The organism is Methanofollis ethanolicus (assembly GCF_001571385.1).
GTDB lineage: Archaea > Halobacteriota > Methanomicrobia > Methanomicrobiales > Methanofollaceae > Methanofollis > Methanofollis ethanolicus.
Map to the genome: position 1 here is coordinate 152,874 of NZ_BCNW01000001.1, position 17,668 is coordinate 170,541.

General features: G+C 62.6%; 16 protein-coding genes. 5 read left to right on the plus strand and 11 right to left on the minus strand.

The genetic code is table 11. From position 1 onward, the window contains the following. Nucleotides 1-64: 64 nt before the first annotated feature. The 5 genes from MEFOE_RS00795 to MEFOE_RS00815 are packed head-to-tail and all read right to left on the minus strand — an operon-like array spanning nt 65 to nt 7,396. Complete coding sequence (locus MEFOE_RS00795; RefSeq protein WP_067046910.1) at nt 65-3,934, minus strand: DNA-directed DNA polymerase II large subunit; 3,870 nt, start codon at nt 3,932-3,934, stop codon at nt 65-67. A gap of 45 nt (nt 3,935-3,979) precedes the next feature. Further along, nucleotides 3,980-5,245, minus strand: coding sequence for a HEAT repeat domain-containing protein (locus tag MEFOE_RS00800; RefSeq protein WP_067046912.1), 1,266 nt, complete (start codon nt 5,243-5,245; stop codon nt 3,980-3,982). Nucleotides 5,246-5,276: 31 nt separating this feature from the next. Further along, entirely contained in the window at nt 5,277-5,774 is a 498-nt protein-coding gene (locus tag MEFOE_RS00805; protein WP_235809526.1) for a HEAT repeat domain-containing protein, read from the minus strand. Nucleotides 5,775-5,794: 20 nt separating this feature from the next. Then, nucleotides 5,795-6,670 (minus strand): mechanosensitive ion channel family protein, encoded by an 876-nt coding sequence (locus MEFOE_RS00810; RefSeq protein WP_083523266.1) that lies wholly within the window; start codon nt 6,668-6,670, stop codon nt 5,795-5,797. Between the two features lie 3 nt (nt 6,671-6,673). Continuing rightward, complete coding sequence (locus MEFOE_RS00815; protein WP_067046915.1) at nt 6,674-7,396, minus strand: DUF432 domain-containing protein; 723 nt, start codon at nt 7,394-7,396, stop codon at nt 6,674-6,676. 68 nt (nt 7,397-7,464) lie between these two features. Between MEFOE_RS00815 and MEFOE_RS00820 the strand changes: the two genes are divergently transcribed. Beyond that, nucleotides 7,465-10,113 (plus strand): cation-translocating P-type ATPase, encoded by a 2,649-nt coding sequence (locus MEFOE_RS00820; protein WP_067046918.1) that lies wholly within the window; start codon nt 7,465-7,467, stop codon nt 10,111-10,113. A 245-nt stretch (nt 10,114-10,358) separates the two neighbouring features. Here MEFOE_RS00820 and MEFOE_RS00825 read toward each other — a convergent pair whose 3' ends face one another. After that, nucleotides 10,359-10,619 (minus strand): RNA recognition motif domain-containing protein, encoded by a 261-nt coding sequence (locus MEFOE_RS00825; RefSeq protein ID WP_067046921.1) that lies wholly within the window; start codon nt 10,617-10,619, stop codon nt 10,359-10,361. 90 nt (nt 10,620-10,709) lie between these two features. Between MEFOE_RS00825 and MEFOE_RS00830 the strand changes: the two genes are divergently transcribed. From MEFOE_RS00830 to MEFOE_RS00840, 3 genes are read left to right on the plus strand one after another with little or no spacing between them, the layout of a single operon-like run. Beyond that, complete coding sequence (locus tag MEFOE_RS00830) at nt 10,710-11,309, plus strand: 2'-5' RNA ligase family protein (RefSeq protein ID WP_067046924.1); 600 nt, start codon at nt 10,710-10,712, stop codon at nt 11,307-11,309. Nucleotides 11,310-11,329: 20 nt separating this feature from the next. Then, nucleotides 11,330-11,572 carry a hypothetical protein gene (locus tag MEFOE_RS00835; protein ID WP_067046927.1) on the plus strand — a complete coding sequence of 81 codons (243 nt, stop codon included), beginning with the start codon at nt 11,330-11,332 and terminating at the stop codon, nt 11,570-11,572. Nucleotides 11,573-11,614: 42 nt separating this feature from the next. Next, complete coding sequence (locus tag MEFOE_RS00840; protein ID WP_067046931.1) at nt 11,615-12,799, plus strand: cation:proton antiporter; 1,185 nt, start codon at nt 11,615-11,617, stop codon at nt 12,797-12,799. 5 nt (nt 12,800-12,804) lie between these two features. Here the strand turns inward: MEFOE_RS00840 and MEFOE_RS00845 are convergent, their stop codons facing one another. Together MEFOE_RS00845 and MEFOE_RS00850 are read right to left on the minus strand one after the other, a co-directional pair. Beyond that, complete coding sequence (locus tag MEFOE_RS00845) at nt 12,805-13,977, minus strand: aminotransferase-like domain-containing protein (protein WP_067046934.1); 1,173 nt, start codon at nt 13,975-13,977, stop codon at nt 12,805-12,807. A gap of 43 nt (nt 13,978-14,020) precedes the next feature. Next, nucleotides 14,021-14,263 (minus strand): PspC domain-containing protein, encoded by a 243-nt coding sequence (locus tag MEFOE_RS00850; protein ID WP_067046937.1) that lies wholly within the window; start codon nt 14,261-14,263, stop codon nt 14,021-14,023. Between the two features lie 254 nt (nt 14,264-14,517). Here MEFOE_RS00850 and MEFOE_RS00855 point away from each other — a divergent pair, with 254 nt between their 5' ends. After that, nucleotides 14,518-15,000, plus strand: a complete 483-nt coding sequence (locus MEFOE_RS00855; protein WP_067046939.1) for a DUF2124 domain-containing protein — start codon at nt 14,518-14,520, stop codon at nt 14,998-15,000. Here the strand turns inward: MEFOE_RS00855 and MEFOE_RS00860 are convergent. The 3 genes from MEFOE_RS00860 to frhG all read right to left on the minus strand — a co-directional run bounded on the left by MEFOE_RS00860 (nt 14,991) and on the right by frhG (nt 17,391). Then, nucleotides 14,991-15,191, minus strand: coding sequence for a hypothetical protein (locus tag MEFOE_RS00860; protein WP_153015817.1), 201 nt, complete (start codon nt 15,189-15,191; stop codon nt 14,991-14,993). The two genes, MEFOE_RS00855 and MEFOE_RS00860, sit on opposite strands and share 10 nt — an antisense overlap. Before the next feature lie 563 nt (nt 15,192-15,754). Continuing rightward, nucleotides 15,755-16,618, minus strand: coding sequence for a coenzyme F420 hydrogenase subunit beta (gene frhB / locus MEFOE_RS00870; protein ID WP_067046949.1), 864 nt, complete (start codon nt 16,616-16,618; stop codon nt 15,755-15,757). 11 nt (nt 16,619-16,629) lie between these two features. Beyond that, on the minus strand, nt 16,630-17,391 hold the full coding sequence (gene frhG, locus MEFOE_RS00875; protein WP_201785161.1) for a coenzyme F420 hydrogenase subunit gamma: 762 nt from the start codon (nt 17,389-17,391) through the stop codon (nt 16,630-16,632). Nucleotides 17,392-17,668 lie beyond the last annotated feature (277 nt).

Below are 17,668 nucleotides of genomic sequence, written 5' to 3' on the forward strand. Positions count from 1 at the left end.
CTATCCACATTTTTGTATCCGATGAGGCCCCCGCGATGAGAGGGGAAAAGAGAAAATAATCGCCTCACATAAAATCCGCGAGCCCCAGCTGTTTCTCTTTCTCCTCCCCGAAGGTCGAGAGGATCGCCTTGTCCAGCACCTCGACACGCTGCTTCGTGTACTCGGAGATGGCGTACTTCTCGCACATCCTCCGGGACATTTCGAGGTACTTCTTCACCGAGGCCTCGTGGACAGTCGGGTTCACCTTGCCGCCGCACTTCGGGCACTTGCCGGCAAGGGGCATGCGGCGGTACTTGGTGGTACACTTCGTGCACCGCACTGTCTGGGAGGCGAAGGCCCGGAGATTGCCCATCAGGTCGCGGATGAAGTGGGTGTTCAGGACGCGCTCGGCTACGTCATCGACGTCCACAGCCCGGATCTTGTCACCGAGTTCGAGTTCGGCCTCCATCTTGTCAAACATCGTGCCGAGGACGGTGTAGGTCGACTCCAGAGGCCCCGCGGAGATGTCCGAGGTGTCGTGAGTGAAGCGGAAACCTTCGTACTGGGAGGGTTTGCCCAGGCGGAGGTCCACGTGGTCGATCAGTTTCTCAAGCTCCTTCGGCGGGGCAAAGCGCTGCGCCGCCTCATAGAGTTCGAGGGGGTAGTGGTCGACGACATCGACGTTGTGACTCTCCTTGTCCACCTCTTTGGGGTCGAGGCGGGAGGTGAGGACAAGGGGGGCGTCCATCGAGCCGCCTCGGGTCTCGGGGAGGAAGGAGCGGGAGAAGTTGATGAGCCCGTCCAGGAGGAGCATCACGCAGTCCTCGTCACCGTCGCACTGGCCACAGAAGATCCCGTTTGCGGCGAGGGTGTGGTCGTCGGCAACGGTGAGGCAGTAGACCGCCTCGTCAGGGCACCTGATAGGGGTCACCGCCGAGATCGTGTCCGCGATCACCCGGCCCCCCTCCGCCACCGGCACGCGGTCGCCGACACGCACCTCCATCGCCATGATCTTCCGGAGGTAGTCAGTCTCCCAGACGAGCATCGTGTGGTCGGGTGTCACCTCCAGGGCCCTGCCGCGGGCGGTCTCGATCCTGAGCAGGTGGTCGGGCGCCCGGTGGACAGAGACGGCGGTCACCCGGCGGAGACGGACCTCGCCCCGCGTGTCCACGGCCTGCACGGCAGAAGGACATTTCGGTTCTGACCAGTGGGTGCCGGCATGGTCCAGGTCTGGCCGCGAGATGTCGAAGTTTTCGAGGACAAACTGCCTGACCGGCATCTCCTGCCACCGCCCGTCCGCAAGCACCCGGATCAGGGTGTCGCCTGCAAAGCAGTTCCGCCTTTTTGCCGCGTGGAAGAAGGGGTGACCATAGCCGACGCTCGCCTTCGTGAACCCGATCAGGCGGCAGAGCACCCCGGCCGAGGTGTGGGGGGCAAGCCCGATGAGCATCTGGCCGATGAGGTCTGCGGGCTTCTCCGCGTTGTAGAATCGGGGCAGACCGTAGAACTTCTCCAGCAGGTCGTCCATGTACCGGGAGACCTTCAGGAGCCAGTCGCCGCAGAGGGCCGAGACCATGATGTCCTGGCAGCGCAGTTCCAGCACCTGGTCGGGGGAGACGAGTTCCTCGCCATTGTAGTCCAGAGTATAGCCAATCTCCCGCAACTTTTCAACCGTGGCGCCGACCTCGCGCGGGCGGAAATGGGTCACCGGCAGGTCGATCATGTCGTACCTGACCGTCCCGTCCTTGAAGACGTACAGGTCGTGGGTGGCCCGGATCAGCCCCTTCTCCATAGGCTCGATCGTCCGGTCGCGCGAGATCATGCCCTTCACGCCCTTCACGAGTTTGAGGCTGTTCTCCCGCATCTGGAGGTGGGCGCATGCGGTGGCGTACTCGTCCCTGATCTTCAGGTCCAGTTCCTGGAGGCAGACCGTCGGCCCGCCGCACTGGGGACAGACGGCACCGGCGACTTCCCTGTTGCAACGAGGGCAGCGATAGACGGGGTTCGTATGGGTGCCGCAGGCATCGCACCTGTTCTTGAAGGTCACCGCACCGCACTGCGGGCAGCGCCTCTCCCCGACCTCGGCTTTGATGGTGCCGCCGTCTGCATTGCTCCGCGCCTTATAGGCCCCGGCCTCCAGGATAGACCGCCGGGAACCGCCGTTCTCGCCGACAGGGAAGAGAACATGGGGTGCAGGTTTCATCTCCCTGGGCTTCGACTTGCCGGGCCTGCCCATCCGTCCGCCTATCCGCGTCCCGGCCTTCGACCGGATCGTGAAGCCGGAGAGATGGGAAACGAGGGGGAGGGACGGGCCCGCGGGGGCGTCCTCCCATGCCGGGCGCATCTTCAGGTCGAGGCCCAGGCCCAGGCAGGCAAGGAGGACAAGGTAGGTCGGCAGGACCACCTCGTCGCCCTCCACTGTCTGGGGGATGAGGAGGATCTCAAGGGTGTGCTTGATCGCGGGGTCGTTCTTCACCCTGAGGACGCCGTCCGCAATCCTGCCCCTGGCAGAGACATGCTCCGCGAGGGCCCTGACCTCCGCGGGGTCGAGGTCGTCCCAGATCCAGGTGTACGCCGGGTGGAGGGGCACGCCCGAGAGGGCCATCTCGATCGCCTCCATCTCATTCTCCGGCGTCTTCGTGCCGCCCTCCAGCCGCCACCATTCCTCGCAATAGGCAGAGGGAATGAGAGGATGGTTGTTCTCCAGGAACTCGCCGTAACTGATCAGGATCTCGCCGATGTCCAGGATACGGGTGATCTCGCGAGGGGCGATCTTTTTTGCCTCCACGGCGTCATCGATGCGTTTCACCTCGCCCGAGGCAAGGAGAACGGTCGGGCCCTCGATCGTATCCACAGGCACGACGCCCGCGGCCTTTCCCGGCCTTTCGGTCTTCATCTGGGTGCCGACCGCGAGATAGTCGCCGAGGATATGGAGGGTCGCCGGGTTGAAGCCTGCGGCCGCAAAGCCGGTGTTCCTGGACCGGCCGTACCGCAGGCGGAATCCCCCTGCCCTCATCGGGTACGAAAAGACAGGGCGGCCGCCGATGAGGTCGCGGATGTACTTGTCCTTCGGGTGGACGCCGGGTTCCTCTTCCTCATCGGACGACTTCGAGGCGGCGCCGTCGATGATCTGCTGGATCCAGTCCCAGCCCTCCATCTTCATCTTCTTGACGTTCTTCATCACCTTCGGGGCCTTCAGGGCCAGTCCCTCGGCGACCACCAGGCACATGCCGCCCCGCACCGTGTTCGTCTCCACCCTCTCCAGGTTCCGGTGGCCGGAGACCTCCTCTCTCTCCGTCGGCTCGCCGTCGATGCAGACCGGGCAGTTCTCGATGATCAGCCTGATCTCGGCCTCGCTCGGCATGTACTGCATCGACTGGATGTTGTTGTACTGCTGGAGTTCCTCGACGTACCTGTCCACCTCCTCGGGCCTGGGCCTGTACCGGTCGATCCCGATCCCCCGGCGGACATAGTCGCCGACGAGCACGGAGAGGGCCTGCGCCGTGCCGCCTGCAGAGCGGATAGGCCCGGCATAATAGATCTTCAGGTACTCGGTGCCGTCGTCGTTCTTGCCGATCCCGACCTTCGCGATCCCCTCGGTCGGCGCCGCCACCACGCCCTCGGTCAGGAGACCCATCGACGTCCTGATGGCGTGGTCGGCGATCTCCTCGCGTGTCGTCTCCCCGAACATTTTGGCCACGAAGTCGTCGCCTATCTTGAGGGCGGCCTCTTCCCGGGACATCCCGGCTTCAAGGTCCCGGATCCTCTGGGCAACGCCCTTGATCCCGATCAGGGCCTCGACACGGTCGCCGATGTCGTTCGCCCGCGGGATCTCGACCTCGGTGGTGGGGTCGTACCCCTCTGCACGCGCCGCCTCCGCGACTGCCAGGGCCGCGTTGAGGTTCGCCTCGAGTCTTTTGAAGTACTCAGCCATTGCCGGGGAGACCGCAACCATGAGGATACAATGGGCGGGGGGAGACATAGAGGTTTGCCCGGCCGGTTAAATGGGCGAATTATGGACTTTAAAGCTCCCAGAACCTTTTTTCAGCCCCACCTCCAGGATCTCTCTCGCTGCCTCCCGCACGTCGGGGTCGGCATCGGAAAGGGCGGCGACAAGGGCGTCCGTCCCCTGCCTGTCCCCTTCCTCCGCCAGGACCATCGCCGCTCCGATCCGCACCCACCTGTTCTTCCGGGAGAGGGCCGAGGAGAGGGCCGGGGCCGCCGCCGTCCCCATCTCCCTGAGGGCCGACACCGCACGGAACCAGCGCCCCTTTGTCCGCAGGGCGTCGATGAGGGAAGTGACCGCAGGTTCCCCGATCGCCGTCAGGGCCGCGGTCGCCACCCCGCAGACCTCTTCGTCCCTGTCATCGAGGGCCATGACAAGGGGGCCGACCGCGGCCTCCCCGCCAATGGCGCCGAGGGCCTCGACCGCCTTCCAGCGGACGGCCGGGTCGGTGTCAGAGACGAGAGGGGAGAGGGCCGGGATACTGTCGGGAGACCCGATCTTTCCGAGGGCGAGGGCCGCCGCCCACCGCACTCCGGCGTCCCGGTGTCCTGCCGCGGCTGCAAGCGATGGCAGGGCCGGGACCCCCAACGCTGCAAGGGCAAGGGCGGCCCGGGTCCGCACGTACCTGTCTCCGTCCTCGAGAGCGCGAGCAAGGGGTTCGACTGCCGCGGGATCCCCGATGTCACCGAGAGTAACCGCAGCGCCCCAGCGGAGGTCGATGTCGTCGGAACCGAGGAGGCGCGTGAGGACAGGGAGGGCCGGGTTGCCGATGGCGCCGAGGGCTTCGAGCGCCATCCAGCGGACACCGGGATCAGGGTCGGAGAGGGCTTTTTCCAGGGCAGGGACAGCCGCGGGGTCGCCGGTCCGCCCGAGGGAGACCGCAGCCCCATACCGCCTCTCAGGACTCCGACTCCTGAGGAGAGGGGCAAGGTCGCGGGCGCCGCCCTCAGGTGCCGGGACAGGCGCCGCGGCCATTACGGCAATGAGGGCGGCGAGAAGACCGACGGCAAGGAATATCCCGGCCCGCAGGACGGCAGCAGGCGCAAAAGACCAGACCAGGACGTGCACGAGAGCAAGGGCGCCCGCGACAGGGACGGAGACACGCCCGTACCAGAGGGCTGCAAGCACGATAGGGAGATAGAAGAGGTGGGGGTACACGGCACCGGCTACCGGGTCTGCATGGAGAATGCCGTCGAGGGCAAATGACCCGGCACATGCCAGGGCAAGAAGGACAGGGCGTATCCCGGTGATCTCTGTCATCACACCGGAGTCGCCTGCAGGACGTAAAAAATTATGTGGCCTTCCCGGCATCGAGGGAACTGACCAGGTCGTTGATCCCTTCCTCCCCCATTTTCCAGAGGGTGAGGCGGGCGCAGGACCGCTGCACCTCGCCACCCTCGCCGGCAAGCCGCTTCAGCGGCCCCCGCGCCGGTTCACCGATCCGGCAGAGGGCGAGGGCGATAAAGCCGCGGAGTTCGCGGTCTTCGCTTGAAAATGCCTCGATGAGAGGCTCTACCGCAGTCTCACCCATCGAACCGAGGGCCGCCGCCGCGTAGCGCCTGAACTGCGTGTCCTGCTCCACGATCATCGTGAGGATCAGGGGCCTGATCGCGGGTGCGCCGATCCTGGCGAGGACCCGACCGGCGTACCAGCGGGCGTCGGCGTCCTCATCGATCAGCACCTCGATCAGGGGGAGGACCGCATCCTCCCCGATCGCCACAAGGCGTTCCTCTGCTTCGTGCTTTTTATCGAGATCCTGCGAAGAAAGCGCCAGGATCAGATCTGTCATCTCGTCTGCCATCATGCACCTCAGGTATGCTCGTCAGGGCCGGCCCGCGGCCGACCTTCGCCCGACCTCAGCGCGACCCGTCCCTGCAACTCGTTCTGGAACCAGATCACCTGCTGCGGGAAGGGCATCTCGATGCCGTTCTTCGAGAGTTCCTCCTTGATCTTCCAGAGGAGATCGGTCCTGACGTCCCACCACTCGGTGGCCGGCGCCCAGATACGCACCTTGATATTCACCGAACTGTCGGCGAGTTCGTCGACATAGATGGAGGGCGACGGGTCTTTCAGGGCGAAGGGATGACTCCAGACGACCTCCCTGATGATGCGGATCGCCTCGTTCGCGTCGTCGTCGTACGGGATCCCGATGACGTACTCGAACCGCCGCGCCTCGTGGGCCACATAATTTGTGATCTCGGAGGTGAAGACCTTTTCATTCGGGATCCGCACATAGACGCCGTCATAGGTCTTCACGATCGTCGAGAAGATGTTGATGTCGGTGATGTTCCCGCTCACGTTCCCGATATTGATGTTGTCACCGATGGTGATCGGCCGCTCGATAAGGAGGAAGAGACCCGATATGAGGTTCCCGAGCACGCTCTGGCTGGCGATACCGATGACGATCGAGGCGAACCCGCCGGCCACGAGGAGGCCGCCGAGATTGATATTGAAGAAGGGGACGATGATCAGGACGGTGATAATGAGCACCGAGTAGTTGACGGCCTTGAGAAGGAGGTCGAGCTGGCTCAGCTTGATCTTGTCGGTGAGGGTCTTCCTGAGGTAGAGGGTCACCGCCTTTGCCAGCGTCGCCGCAACAAGGATGACGAGGACGATGTAGACGAGGTGTCCCCAGGTGAGGGAGGGGTAGAAGAAGATGGGGTCGTCAAGGCCGAAGTCGAACACTGCTCACAGCCCCCTGTCCATCAGGAAACGCTGGCGCTCGACCCCTGCAAGTCCCCGCACCGCGAAGAGTTCGACCGCCTTCTTCTGCCCCTCGCGGGCAGACCGGTCGTAAAAACCGGTCTCCGCCACCATCGTGCTGAGGACACGCATCCACGCCTGTACGGAAACAAGGTCGCCATAGTAGATCTTCATGCCGAAACCGTCCAGGACGACCTTCGAGACTTCGACCCATTCCCGCGTCGTATTGGAGATCTCAAGGGATAAGAGACCTTCTTTCAGGGGGTCGAGATCAGGAGGGGAAGAGCGGGCGGTGCTCGGCCACCACCGCGCGATCACCCCCTTCTCCGACGACCCGTACAGGGTGTATTTCTGTTTGTTCCAGGAGAAAATATCCAGGAGTTCGAGATTTCCCCGGCCGGCGACAAAAACGCCGATCTCGACAGGGAAGGTGAGGTAAATAGTCTGCTCGGCGCCCGGTTCTATCGAGAGGGGTTCGAATTCAACCAGAAGACTCCGGCAGACCTCCTTGGGGAGGTTGAGGGGCTCGACCGGGTTGATGATCAGCCGACCGCCCGAGGAAAGGATGGTCCGCGTCTTCGTCTGCCCGTTCAGGGTGCGGCGGTAGAGATACTTCCCATCCTCCGGCTCGATCGAGAGATCGAGGCCGTCCTTCTCGTACCTGAAGGAAAGGTCGTAGGTGCCGTACACGGTAAATGTCTCGGGCATGCGGTATTAAGGGTATCTAAGGGGTACGGTCGATCCCTCTATATAGCGGGGGAGAGAATCGCGGTGCAATGGCAGACTCTTCTGCCCCCTGGCATGCCCGCGATCAGGCCGAGGCCCTCCTGACCCTCGGGTCGTGCGATGGGGGTCTGTCCCCGGCAGAGGCAGGTGCACGGCTGGAACGCTACGGCGAGAACCGCCTCGACAGAGAGGAGGGGCCGGGGCCGGCGGCGATCGTCCTCCGCCAGTTCAGGAGCACACTCGTTGCCATCCTCATCGCCGCCGCCGTCTTCTCCCTCATTATCGGCGAGACTGTCGATGCCGTCGCAATCCTGATCATCGTCCTCATGAACGCCGCCTTCGGCGCGGTCCAGGAGTGGCAGGCAGAGAAGGCGATGGAAGCGCTCAGGCGGATGCTCGGTCTGCAGGCCGTCGTCGTGAGGGGCGGGAGGGAGACCGGGATCGATGCGGCGGCGGTCGTGCCCGGGGACATCGTCGTCCTCGATACAGGGATGAAGGTGCCGGCCGATCTCCGCCTCATCTCAGCGACAAGTCTCCAGGTTGACGAGGCGCCGCTCACCGGCGAGTCGGTGCCGGTGGGCAAGGCCACCCATCCCCTCCCGGAGGAGACACCCCTGATGGAACGGGCGAACATGGCCTATATGGGGACAGCGGTCGTGAACGGGCGGGGAAGGGGAGTCGCCGTCGCCACCGGGATGGCGACCGAGTTCGGGCGGATCGCAGGGCTTTCCCGCGCGGTCAGGGATATCGAGACCCCTCTTGCCCGGCGGCTCGCCGTCCTCTCGACACGTATCGGTCAGATCGCACTTGTCGTCGCTGCGGCAGTCGTACTCGCCGGCCTCCTCCAGGGGCGCGGGGCCTACGAGGTCGTCCTGACCGGGGTGTCCCTGGCCGTCGCCGTGATCCCTGAGGGTCTGCCCGCGGTGGTGACTCTCACCCTGGCGATCGGGGTGCGGGCGATGCTCGGGAGAAACTGCCTCATCCGTCACCTGCCGGCTTCGGAGACCCTCGGGGCGGTCTCGGTGATCGGCACGGACAAGACCGGCACTCTCACGAAGAACGAGATGACGGTGACAGCGATCGCCCTGCCAGGCCAGGATCTCAGGGTGAGCGGCACCGGTTACGCCCCGATGGGAGGATTTTTCGCGGGGGAGAGGACCGTCGATCCTGCAGGAATGCCCGGGCTCTCCGCGTTTCTCCGGGCCGCCGCCATCTGCAACCACGCGTCAATCGCGCCGGACGGCGGGATCGTCGGGAGTCCGACCGAGGGGGCGCTCGTCGTCGCCGCGGCAAAGGCCGGGATCAGGCGCGAAGGTCTCCCTGGGATCGAGGAAGAACTCTCCTTCTCCTCGGTGAGGAAACGGATGACCGTCATTGTGGGGGAAGGAGAGAGACGGGTCGCATACATGAAGGGAGGGCCAGAGATCGTCCTTGCCCGCTGCACTGCTGTGCTTGCGGACGGGGCGGTCAGGCCTCTCGACACGGGGACGCGGGAGGTGCTGGCGGACGGGGTCGAGAGGATGGCGGGGGAGGGCCTCAGGGTGATCGCGGCGGCATACCGTCTCCTCGACGACGGCGAAGACCCGGAGGAGGGCCTGGTCTACCTGGGGGCCGCGGGCATCCAGGACCCGCCACGCGAAGAGGCGAGAGAAGCAGTGGAACAGGCGAAAAAAGCGGGGATAGACGTGATCATGATCACCGGAGACGCACCCCTTACGGCGGCGGCGGTCGGCCGGGCTGTCGGGCTCGAGCAGGGTGAGGCCCTGACTGGCGCAGATATCGACCGGATGGACGATGCCAGCCTCCTTATTGCACTGAAATCTGCGAATATCCTTGCACGGGTCACCGCCGAACATAAACTCAGGGTGATCGGCCTCCTCACCGGGGACGGTCATATCGTCGCCATGACCGGCGACGGCGTGAACGATGCTCCGGCCCTGAAAAAGGCGCATGTCGGGATCGCGATGGGCGTCAAGGGGACAGACGTCGCCAGAGAGGCGAGCGACATCGTCCTCGTGGACGACAACTTCGCAAGCATCGTCGCCGGGGTCGAGGAGGGGCGGCGGGAGGCGGACAACATCGCGAAGTTCACGCGGTACCTCCTCTCCTCGAATGTCGGCGAGATCGCCGCCGTCGCGGGCGGGCTCGTCGCCGGCCTGCCTCTCGTCCTCCTGCCGGCCCAGATCCTCTGGGTGAACCTGGTGACCGACGGCGCGACCGCCCTCGTACTCGGGGTCGAACCGGCAGAGAGGGGTATCATGCGCCGGCCGCCGGCAGACCCGGGTGCAGAGATCCTCTCCTCCCGCGCCATGGCCGCGGTCCTCCTGATCGGCGGCTGGATCGGTGCGGTCGTCCTCCTCATCTTCGCCCTCCTCCAGGAGGCCGACCTCGACAGAGCCCGGACCCTCGCCTTCACCGGTTTCGTGGTCTTCGAACTGATCAATGTCTTCAACTTCAGGTCATTCTCATCGACCCTCCGCAAGATAGGGCCTTTCTCCAACAGGTACCTCGTCGCAGCGGTCTCGGTGAGCCTCGCCCTCCAGGCGGCGGCCGTCTACCACCCTATACTCCAGGCGGCCTTCAGGACCGTCCCCCTCGGTGTCGGAGACTGGGTCCTCCTTGTCCTCATCGGTTTGCCCCTCCTCACTGCAGGGGAAGGCTGGAAATGGGTGGCGGCGCGGCGGGAAAAAAGCGGGTGAGAACACGGTCGGAAAATGAGGACGGAGAGAGACGGCAGACTCCCCCATCGCGACCGTCTCTTCTGCCTTCCCGTGCCCGAAGAGAAGACAAACAGGAGAGAGCGGAGAATGAAAGATACGTCTCCTGCCATGAACGAAGAAGGTCACGATCTCGAAAGAGCCGAGACCTGAAGGTCGCAGGAATAACTTTTCCGGGGGATTAGCCCCGGAAAAAAAGACCGGGGTGTCCCCGGCAAGGAGTATTCTTAGTATCTGCGGGAATCGGTACGGGGCTCGCGCGGCCTCGCCTCATCCATACGCAGGGCACGGCCCATGAACTCGGTGCCGTTCAGGGCGGTCATTACCTTCTCGGCTTCCTCGGGAGAGGAGAACTCAACAAAACCAAAGCCCTTGCGCGGGATGATCCTGACGGAGGTGGGTTCGCTGTATTCAGAGAAGAGTTCGGTGAGCTGTTCTTCGGTTGTCTCGTAGTTGAGATTCCCGACATAGAGAGTATTGCTTTCCATGGGTAACTCCTGTGGTTAGCTATATGCTGGACATGGTTATCTTTCTGCCGACTGAGACAGGCATATCACCCCCGCGATCCACCCTTCTTCATGCACCATGCGCATCCCCTCGCCATCGATATCGCGGTCGTCCTCCCTGCCGGGATCAGGGACGAGGCGGCCAGGATCAACCGTCTCCTCGTCGGGCATTCAAGCGACAGAACCATCTGTTTCGGGCCTGACGCCATCCCCCACATCACCCTGGCGATGGCCGCGGTGCCGGAGGGAGACCTTGCAGGGATCTCTCTGGAGAGCCTCGTACCTCACTTTCCCCTCGATATCACTGTCACCGGCATCTCCACGGTGACAACCGGGTCGGGGCAGAGGGTCGCAGGATTCGACCTCGCCATCGACAGACCACTCCTCGCTCTCCACCGCGCGGCGGCAACAGCCCTCAGGAAAATCGCCGTTGACAAAGAACCTGCCCTCCTCCTCAGGGACGGAGAGGAGGACGAACCGTCCATGGCCGCGTATGCCCGCGATTTCCTGCGCGCCCGGTACTCTCCCCATATCACCCTCGGCAGGGGCGAGGCCTCTGAAAGGGACACCGCACTCACCCTGCCCCATCGTTTCACAGCAGAGGGTGCAGTCCTCTGCCGCGTCGGCACCGGCGGCGCCTGCCGGCAGGTGCTCCGGGAAATGTACATATAATACCCGCGCACGGGAAGGGTATGGCAGGGTCATGGAGAGAGGCGAAGGAGATCGCAGAGCGTGAGGGCCTCGAACATGTCTACCACGACTTCGACGCCGACACCTACGGGGCCTGTCTGGCTGACGAGAGGCAGGGGGCATTCGTCTGCGGAGTCTTCAGGGAACACCGGTGCATCCATATGCCCGCGTCTTTCACGGTAGAGCAGATGGAAGAGAAAGAGAGGGCATTCCTCTCGGAAAACCCGGGATGGCGGGAGGGATGAACAACCGGCGGGGTTAAAAACGCCGACAACGAGATCGAACCCATGTCCGCCGAAATCGCCTCGACCATCGAGTTCCAGATGAGTCTTCTCCTCTTCGTCGCCCTCGCGGGCTACCTGGTGGCGTCCAGGATCAACCAGTCCGCGGTGATCGGCGAGATCCTGGTCGGGCTCATCGTGGGGCCGAGCGTCCTCGGCCTGATCACATACACCGACTTCGTGCGGAGCCTCGCCGCTCTCGGCGCCGTCATCCTTCTCTTTGTCATTGGCCTGGAGTTCGATCTCCGGGACATCCTTGATCTGCGCTACGCGGTGATCGGGCTTTCCGGGGTCATCGTCCCCTGGATCGGTGGGTACTGGCTCACCGCCGCACTCGGCTACGGCTTCGAGAGCGCCGTCTTTGTCGGGACGGCAATGACGGCGACGAGCATCGCGATCACCGCCAATGTCCTGCGGGAGATGGGAAAACTCGACACCGCTGTGGCGCGGGCGATCATCGGCACGGCGGTCATCGACGACGTTCTCTCCCTGATGGCTCTCTCCATCACCGTCGACGTCGTCGCAGGAACCTTTACCCCTGCCTCTGTCGCAACAGTTGTCCTGAAGGATCTCGTCTTCGTTGTCGTCGCGGGATATGCCGGGATCAGGGTCGTCGCCCCTCTCCTCGAATGGATCGACCGGACTCCCTTCTCCCGGAAGTACCCCGAGTTCCTCTTCATCACGGCGATGATGTTCGCCTTTCTCTATGCCCTCGGTGCCGAGGCCGTCGGAATATCGGCAATCATCGGTGCATTTATCGCCGGGGTCTCTTTCCACGGGGTCAACATCGTCAACTCCCGCGACCTGAAAGAGGGGGCCGAGTATCTCCATGTCATCTTCGCCTCGATATTCTTCGTGTCCCTGGGTATCCTCGCCGATTTCTCGGCTCTCACGCCGGACATCCTCGTCCTCCTCACCGCCCTGACAGTGATGGCTGTGATCACCAAGATCGTCGGCTGCGGCATTCCCGCCAGCCTCATGGGGATAGGGCGGCAGGACAGCCTGATCCTCGGCTGCGGCATGGTGCCCCGGGGCGAGGTGGCGATGATCGTCGCCCTCATCGGCCTCAACCTGGACCTCATCGACCAGGGCATCTATCTGGCGATCGTGCTGATGAGTCTCCTGACGACGGTGGTGACGCCGATCGTCTACCGGAACTGGTTATACAGAGAAGCAGGGGAAAGTGCCTGATCCCCTTATGCTTCGAGAGCCCGCGCAAGGCGGTGCATCCCCTCGGTGATCCCGTCCTCATCGGCGTTCGAAAAGTTGAGGCGGACCGTGTTCTCCCCGCCACCGTCCACGTAGAAGGGCAGGCCGGGCAGGATGGCAACATGCTCCGCAAGGGCCCGCTCGAAGAGGGCCATTGAGGAGAAGCCGAGAGGGAGGGTCACCCAGAGGAACATCCCGCCGTCAGGTTCGGTGCGGCTGACGCCGTCAGGGAAGAGGTCGTCTATCAGGGAGGACATCAGTGTGCAGTGCCGGCCGTACACCCGGCAGATCTCCCTGACATGCGCATCGATATCATTGTGCGTGAGATACTGCGCGAGAATCCGCTGGGAAAGAGTATTGGAATGGAGGTCGGACGCCTGCTTCGCAACGACGAGGCGGTCGAGAACCTCGGGGTTCGCACAGATCCAGCCCATGCGCAGTCCTGGTGCTGCGATCTTCGAGAAGGACCCGGTCAGGACCGTCGAGTCGGGGAGATATTTTTTCACCGGGGGCAGAGAGCGGCCAGAAAACCGTAGTTCTCCATAAGCATCGTCTTCGACAAAGACCGTGCCTGTCCCGTCGAGAAGAGACGCCACATCTTCTCTTTTTTCCCGCGACCAGGTGATCCCCGAGGGGTTCTGCGAGTTCGGGACACCGTAGAAGAGCCTGACATCCTGCTCTCCGAGCGTCCTCTCCAGGGCTGCACAATCAGGCCCATCCTCTTCGAGAGGGACAGGACAGAACCGGGGTTCATACAGGGAGAAGGCCTGGATCGCACCAAGATACCCCGGGCGCTCGATCGCCACGGCATCACCGGCGTCAAGGAAGACTTTGCCGATGAGGTCGAGGGCCTGCTGTGAACCGTTGGTGATGAGGATCTCGTCGGGGCCCACGTCGAGACCGAGTCTCCGCCTGTAGCGATCGGCGATGAATTCCCGGAGAGGCAGATACCCCTCGGTCGTGGCATATTGGAGAGCAGCAGCGCCCCCGGTCTCAAAAACAGAACGAGCCGCCTCTGCAATCCCCTCCACCTTGATCAGGGCAGGGCTCGGGAGACCTCCCGCAAAAGAGATGACCTCGGGGCTTTCGGTGACCTTCAGGATCTCTCTGATGAAGGAACGGGGCGTCTTCCCCATGCGAGCGGCATATCGAAGAGTCATATGCAGATTATGCGAATGCCGCACACATATTTTTTGGGGGGGATCAGGCCTTCCCTTCCTCTTTCACCGTGAACTCCGCGTCGAGAACACCTTCCTCTTCCTCGGGGATGATGATCGCGGCGAGGATATAGGCAAGGACCCCGAAGACGATATAGCCGAAGAAGGAGAGGATCACCCATGCAATGCGTACGATCGCCGGGTCGACGCCCAGATACCGGGCTATCCCGCTGCAGACCCCGGCAATCATGCGGTCCTTCTTCGGACGGACAAGTCTCTTCTCTGCCATCGATCATATCTAGACGCTTTTCGGGATAGACCTTGCGGACAAAAAATGGGAAGGGTTATCTATCCATGACAGGACTATGAGAATATGGATACGCGTAATCTCGACCGTGCATTGTTCGCCGTCGGTGCCGCCATGCTGCTAGTCCTCATCATTTTCACCGTTGGTATGCTCGGCGGGACTGTTCCGGCATAGGAGGGCCAGGGGCCGGGAGAATGCGCCGCCACACATTTATAGGATCTAACCCATCGGAAAGTATGGAAAAGATCGACACTCTCTCCGGTGTCCCCGGCATGCTCAGGCCCTTCAAGCAGTACCTTGCCGGCGCCGGCCTGCCTGACGGCGCCCGCATCATGTACTGCGGCGTTCCCGGAACCTGCACGCCTTTCATCGAACTGCTCGCCTTCGCCGTCCGCGACCTCCCCTTCGAGCATGTTTTCGTGCCGTACCTCGACGAGGAGAAGGCACGGGCGATCCATGCCGTCCCCGGTGTCGGCATGCAGGTCGGCGGTTCGCCATCCAGCCATGAACCCGCGGTTATCGTCCTGATGGGCGGGCTGGCGATGCCGAATGTCCCGGTAGAAGCAAAAGATGCGGCGGCACTTCTCGTGCGCCACCCGCAGGCAAAGAGAGTCGGCGTCTGTTTTATGAGCATGTTCGAGAAGGCGGGCTGGCTCGATCAGGTTCCCTTCGACCTCCTGATCGATGCCACTCTCGACCCGGTCACCATCTACCGGTAGATCTCCGCGAGATGCGGTGCCCCCTGCAGGGCCCTGACCACTTCCCCCACAATTTTTTCGACCTGCCACACGGTCAGTGGCACCTCGCCAAGGAAAAGTTCTATCTCGCCCCGCCTCACAAGCGAGAGCGTCGCAACTCCCTCGAAAAAAGGCAACTGCGCCAGCTCCTCAAAGGTGATCTTTGTTTTCATGGTCCCCCCACTCCCCATACCGGCCTTCAGGATATAAATATTTCCGGTATCACACGGTGGCGAACCATGGATTTTGAGGAATAAATGGATTGAACGCAGGGTTCGGAAGTAACTTTCATGCCCGGATTAATGGATACTCCCAGACCCATGGGAGAAGTGCGGATCCCATGCCTTCCCCACCATTTAGACATGGGGTTTCACCCGCGGACCTCAAAAATCGACTGTGTAGAAAACCTCCTCCAGGGGCTGATAGTGCGTGTTGATCCTTTGCCTTCTCTTTCCCGTTCGCCGGAGGACTTTTGCCCCCTGACCCCTGCTCAGGATTGGCCCCGAGAAGGCAGGGCCGGGTTCCTGGAGATGTATGCCATTCCTACCCCAATCCAATATCTGGAGACAGCCGGAGAGAGTCCAGGAAGACGAGCAGGACTTCACAGTGCGAGCGATGACGAGAACGAGATCAAGGCAGGCACTCCAGAGAAGGATCTTCACAGAACAGAATACCCGGAAATCGGAAGAGTGCAGGAGTGCAGTCTTCCGGCCCGAGAGAAACGTGCAAAAAATATTTAGAGGTAAGGGTTACGCAGACCCTTGCCGACGCCAAAGGACGCACGGGCTTCGAGCGTCTTCTGGTTCTTCGTGATCTTGTCGGTGGCGAGCTTGGTCACGAGGTCAAGGCCGGGCTTGACACCGGCGATGTCCTGGGTCTCGAAGCAACCGGCGGTGATGGCCTTGTTCCAGGCGTTTTCTCCATTCTTTGTCCTGACAAAGACCGTGCTCCAGCCGTCAGGGGTGCCGACCGATCCGGTCGAGACATCGGCGAGGTTGGAGACATAGTCCAGGCAGACGTGGCAGCCGGGCTGCTCGTACTTGTGAGTGACCTTCAGCGGGATCTGGGAGACCGCACCGCGCTCGGTGTAGGCCCAGAACTTGCCCTTGCCGATGTCCATCTTGGTGACGGACTCAAGCTTCTGGTTGCAGTGGTCCTCGACGATCGCCTCGATCGACTGGTACGGGAAGTTCTCCATGCAGAAGATCCCGATGGCGAGGGCGATCTTGTCGGGGACGTCGCGCATCCCGATCGGATAGAGCTGGGCCTTCCTGACAGCCTGCATCTGGCACGGGGTGCCGACGATGCCGATCCTGTCAAGGCCGTAGCTCCGGGTCGCCTCCTTGAGGAGGGAGATGTTCGGGGAAAGGTTGTACTTCGTGCCGCGGGCCGCGAGAAGCTCCGCCCTCGTGGTTGCAACCATCGGTTCGGGCTTCCAGGGCTCGTCGGACGGTCCCGCTACGATGGCACCGTCGATGATACCCTCTTCGAGCGCATACGCAAAGAGCTGGGTGACGATACCGCCGTCCTGGGCTCCCTTCAGAATTTCCTTGTCGGTGCTGCGTGCAGCGACACAGGTCTTGTAGTTACCGAGTACCATTTCTCTTCACCTCACTGCATGACCTCTTTGATGAGTTCGCTGATACCCTCGAACTCGTTCATCACATCGAAGTTGAAGAAGCTCCTCGGGCACTGGGCATAGCAGGCGCCGCACTTGATGCACAGGTCGCGCTCGATCTGCGGCTTGCCGCCCTCTATTGTGACCGCACGGACCGGACAGGCGGCGGCACAGGAACCGCAGCCCATGCACAGGCCCTGATTGATCACGTCGTACATCAGGTCGCAGCCGCAGGCCTCATCGCCGCGCTTTGCAAGGGCCATGAGGGGCTTGAGGTATGCACCGGCAAGCTCCTTCTGCTCGTCGGTACCCTTCAGGAGCAGGTACGCCATGAGACAGACGTTCCTGATCTGCTGCGGGGTCGGCGCACAGCCGGGGATGTAGACGTCGACGTCGATCAGGTCTCCGATCGGAACGTAAGACTCCATCTGGGGCTGGTTCCACTGGCCGCCACGGCAAAACCGGGTGATGTTCCCGTATGCCGCACAACCACCGAGGGCGACGACGATCTTCGCCTTCTCCCTGGTCTCCTTGATCTCTTCAACAGAGCACTTGTCCTGGAGGCAGACGGAGCCCTCGACGAGGGCGACGTCCATCTCAGGGACATGCCTGACATCCACAAGGGTCAGTGCATAGACGAGGTCTGCATAGTTGTCCAGAATCTTGAAGAGTCCTTCGTAGTTGTCTGCAAAGGAAACAAGGCATCCGGTACAGCCGCTCATGTGCACGTGCCCAACGGTAATCTTCTCTACCACAGGCTTTTCCTCCTTAATTCTCTCAGATGATTTTTCCACTTCGATCTCAGAAGGCTTCGCTACAGGTCTGGGTGCCGGTTGTGCGGCCTCTTTTTTGGCCACAACCGCTTTGGCTGGCTCTCCGGCAGCGGGTGCCTGCCGGGCCTCTTTGACGGGTGCAGGCCGTGGCGCCGGAGTTGGCACGGGCTTTTTCACCCATTTTACTGTCCCCTTATCCTCAGATGGCTTCGCCTCGGGCTGGACCATCGCCGTTACCGGCGCAGGCTCTGCCTTCGGG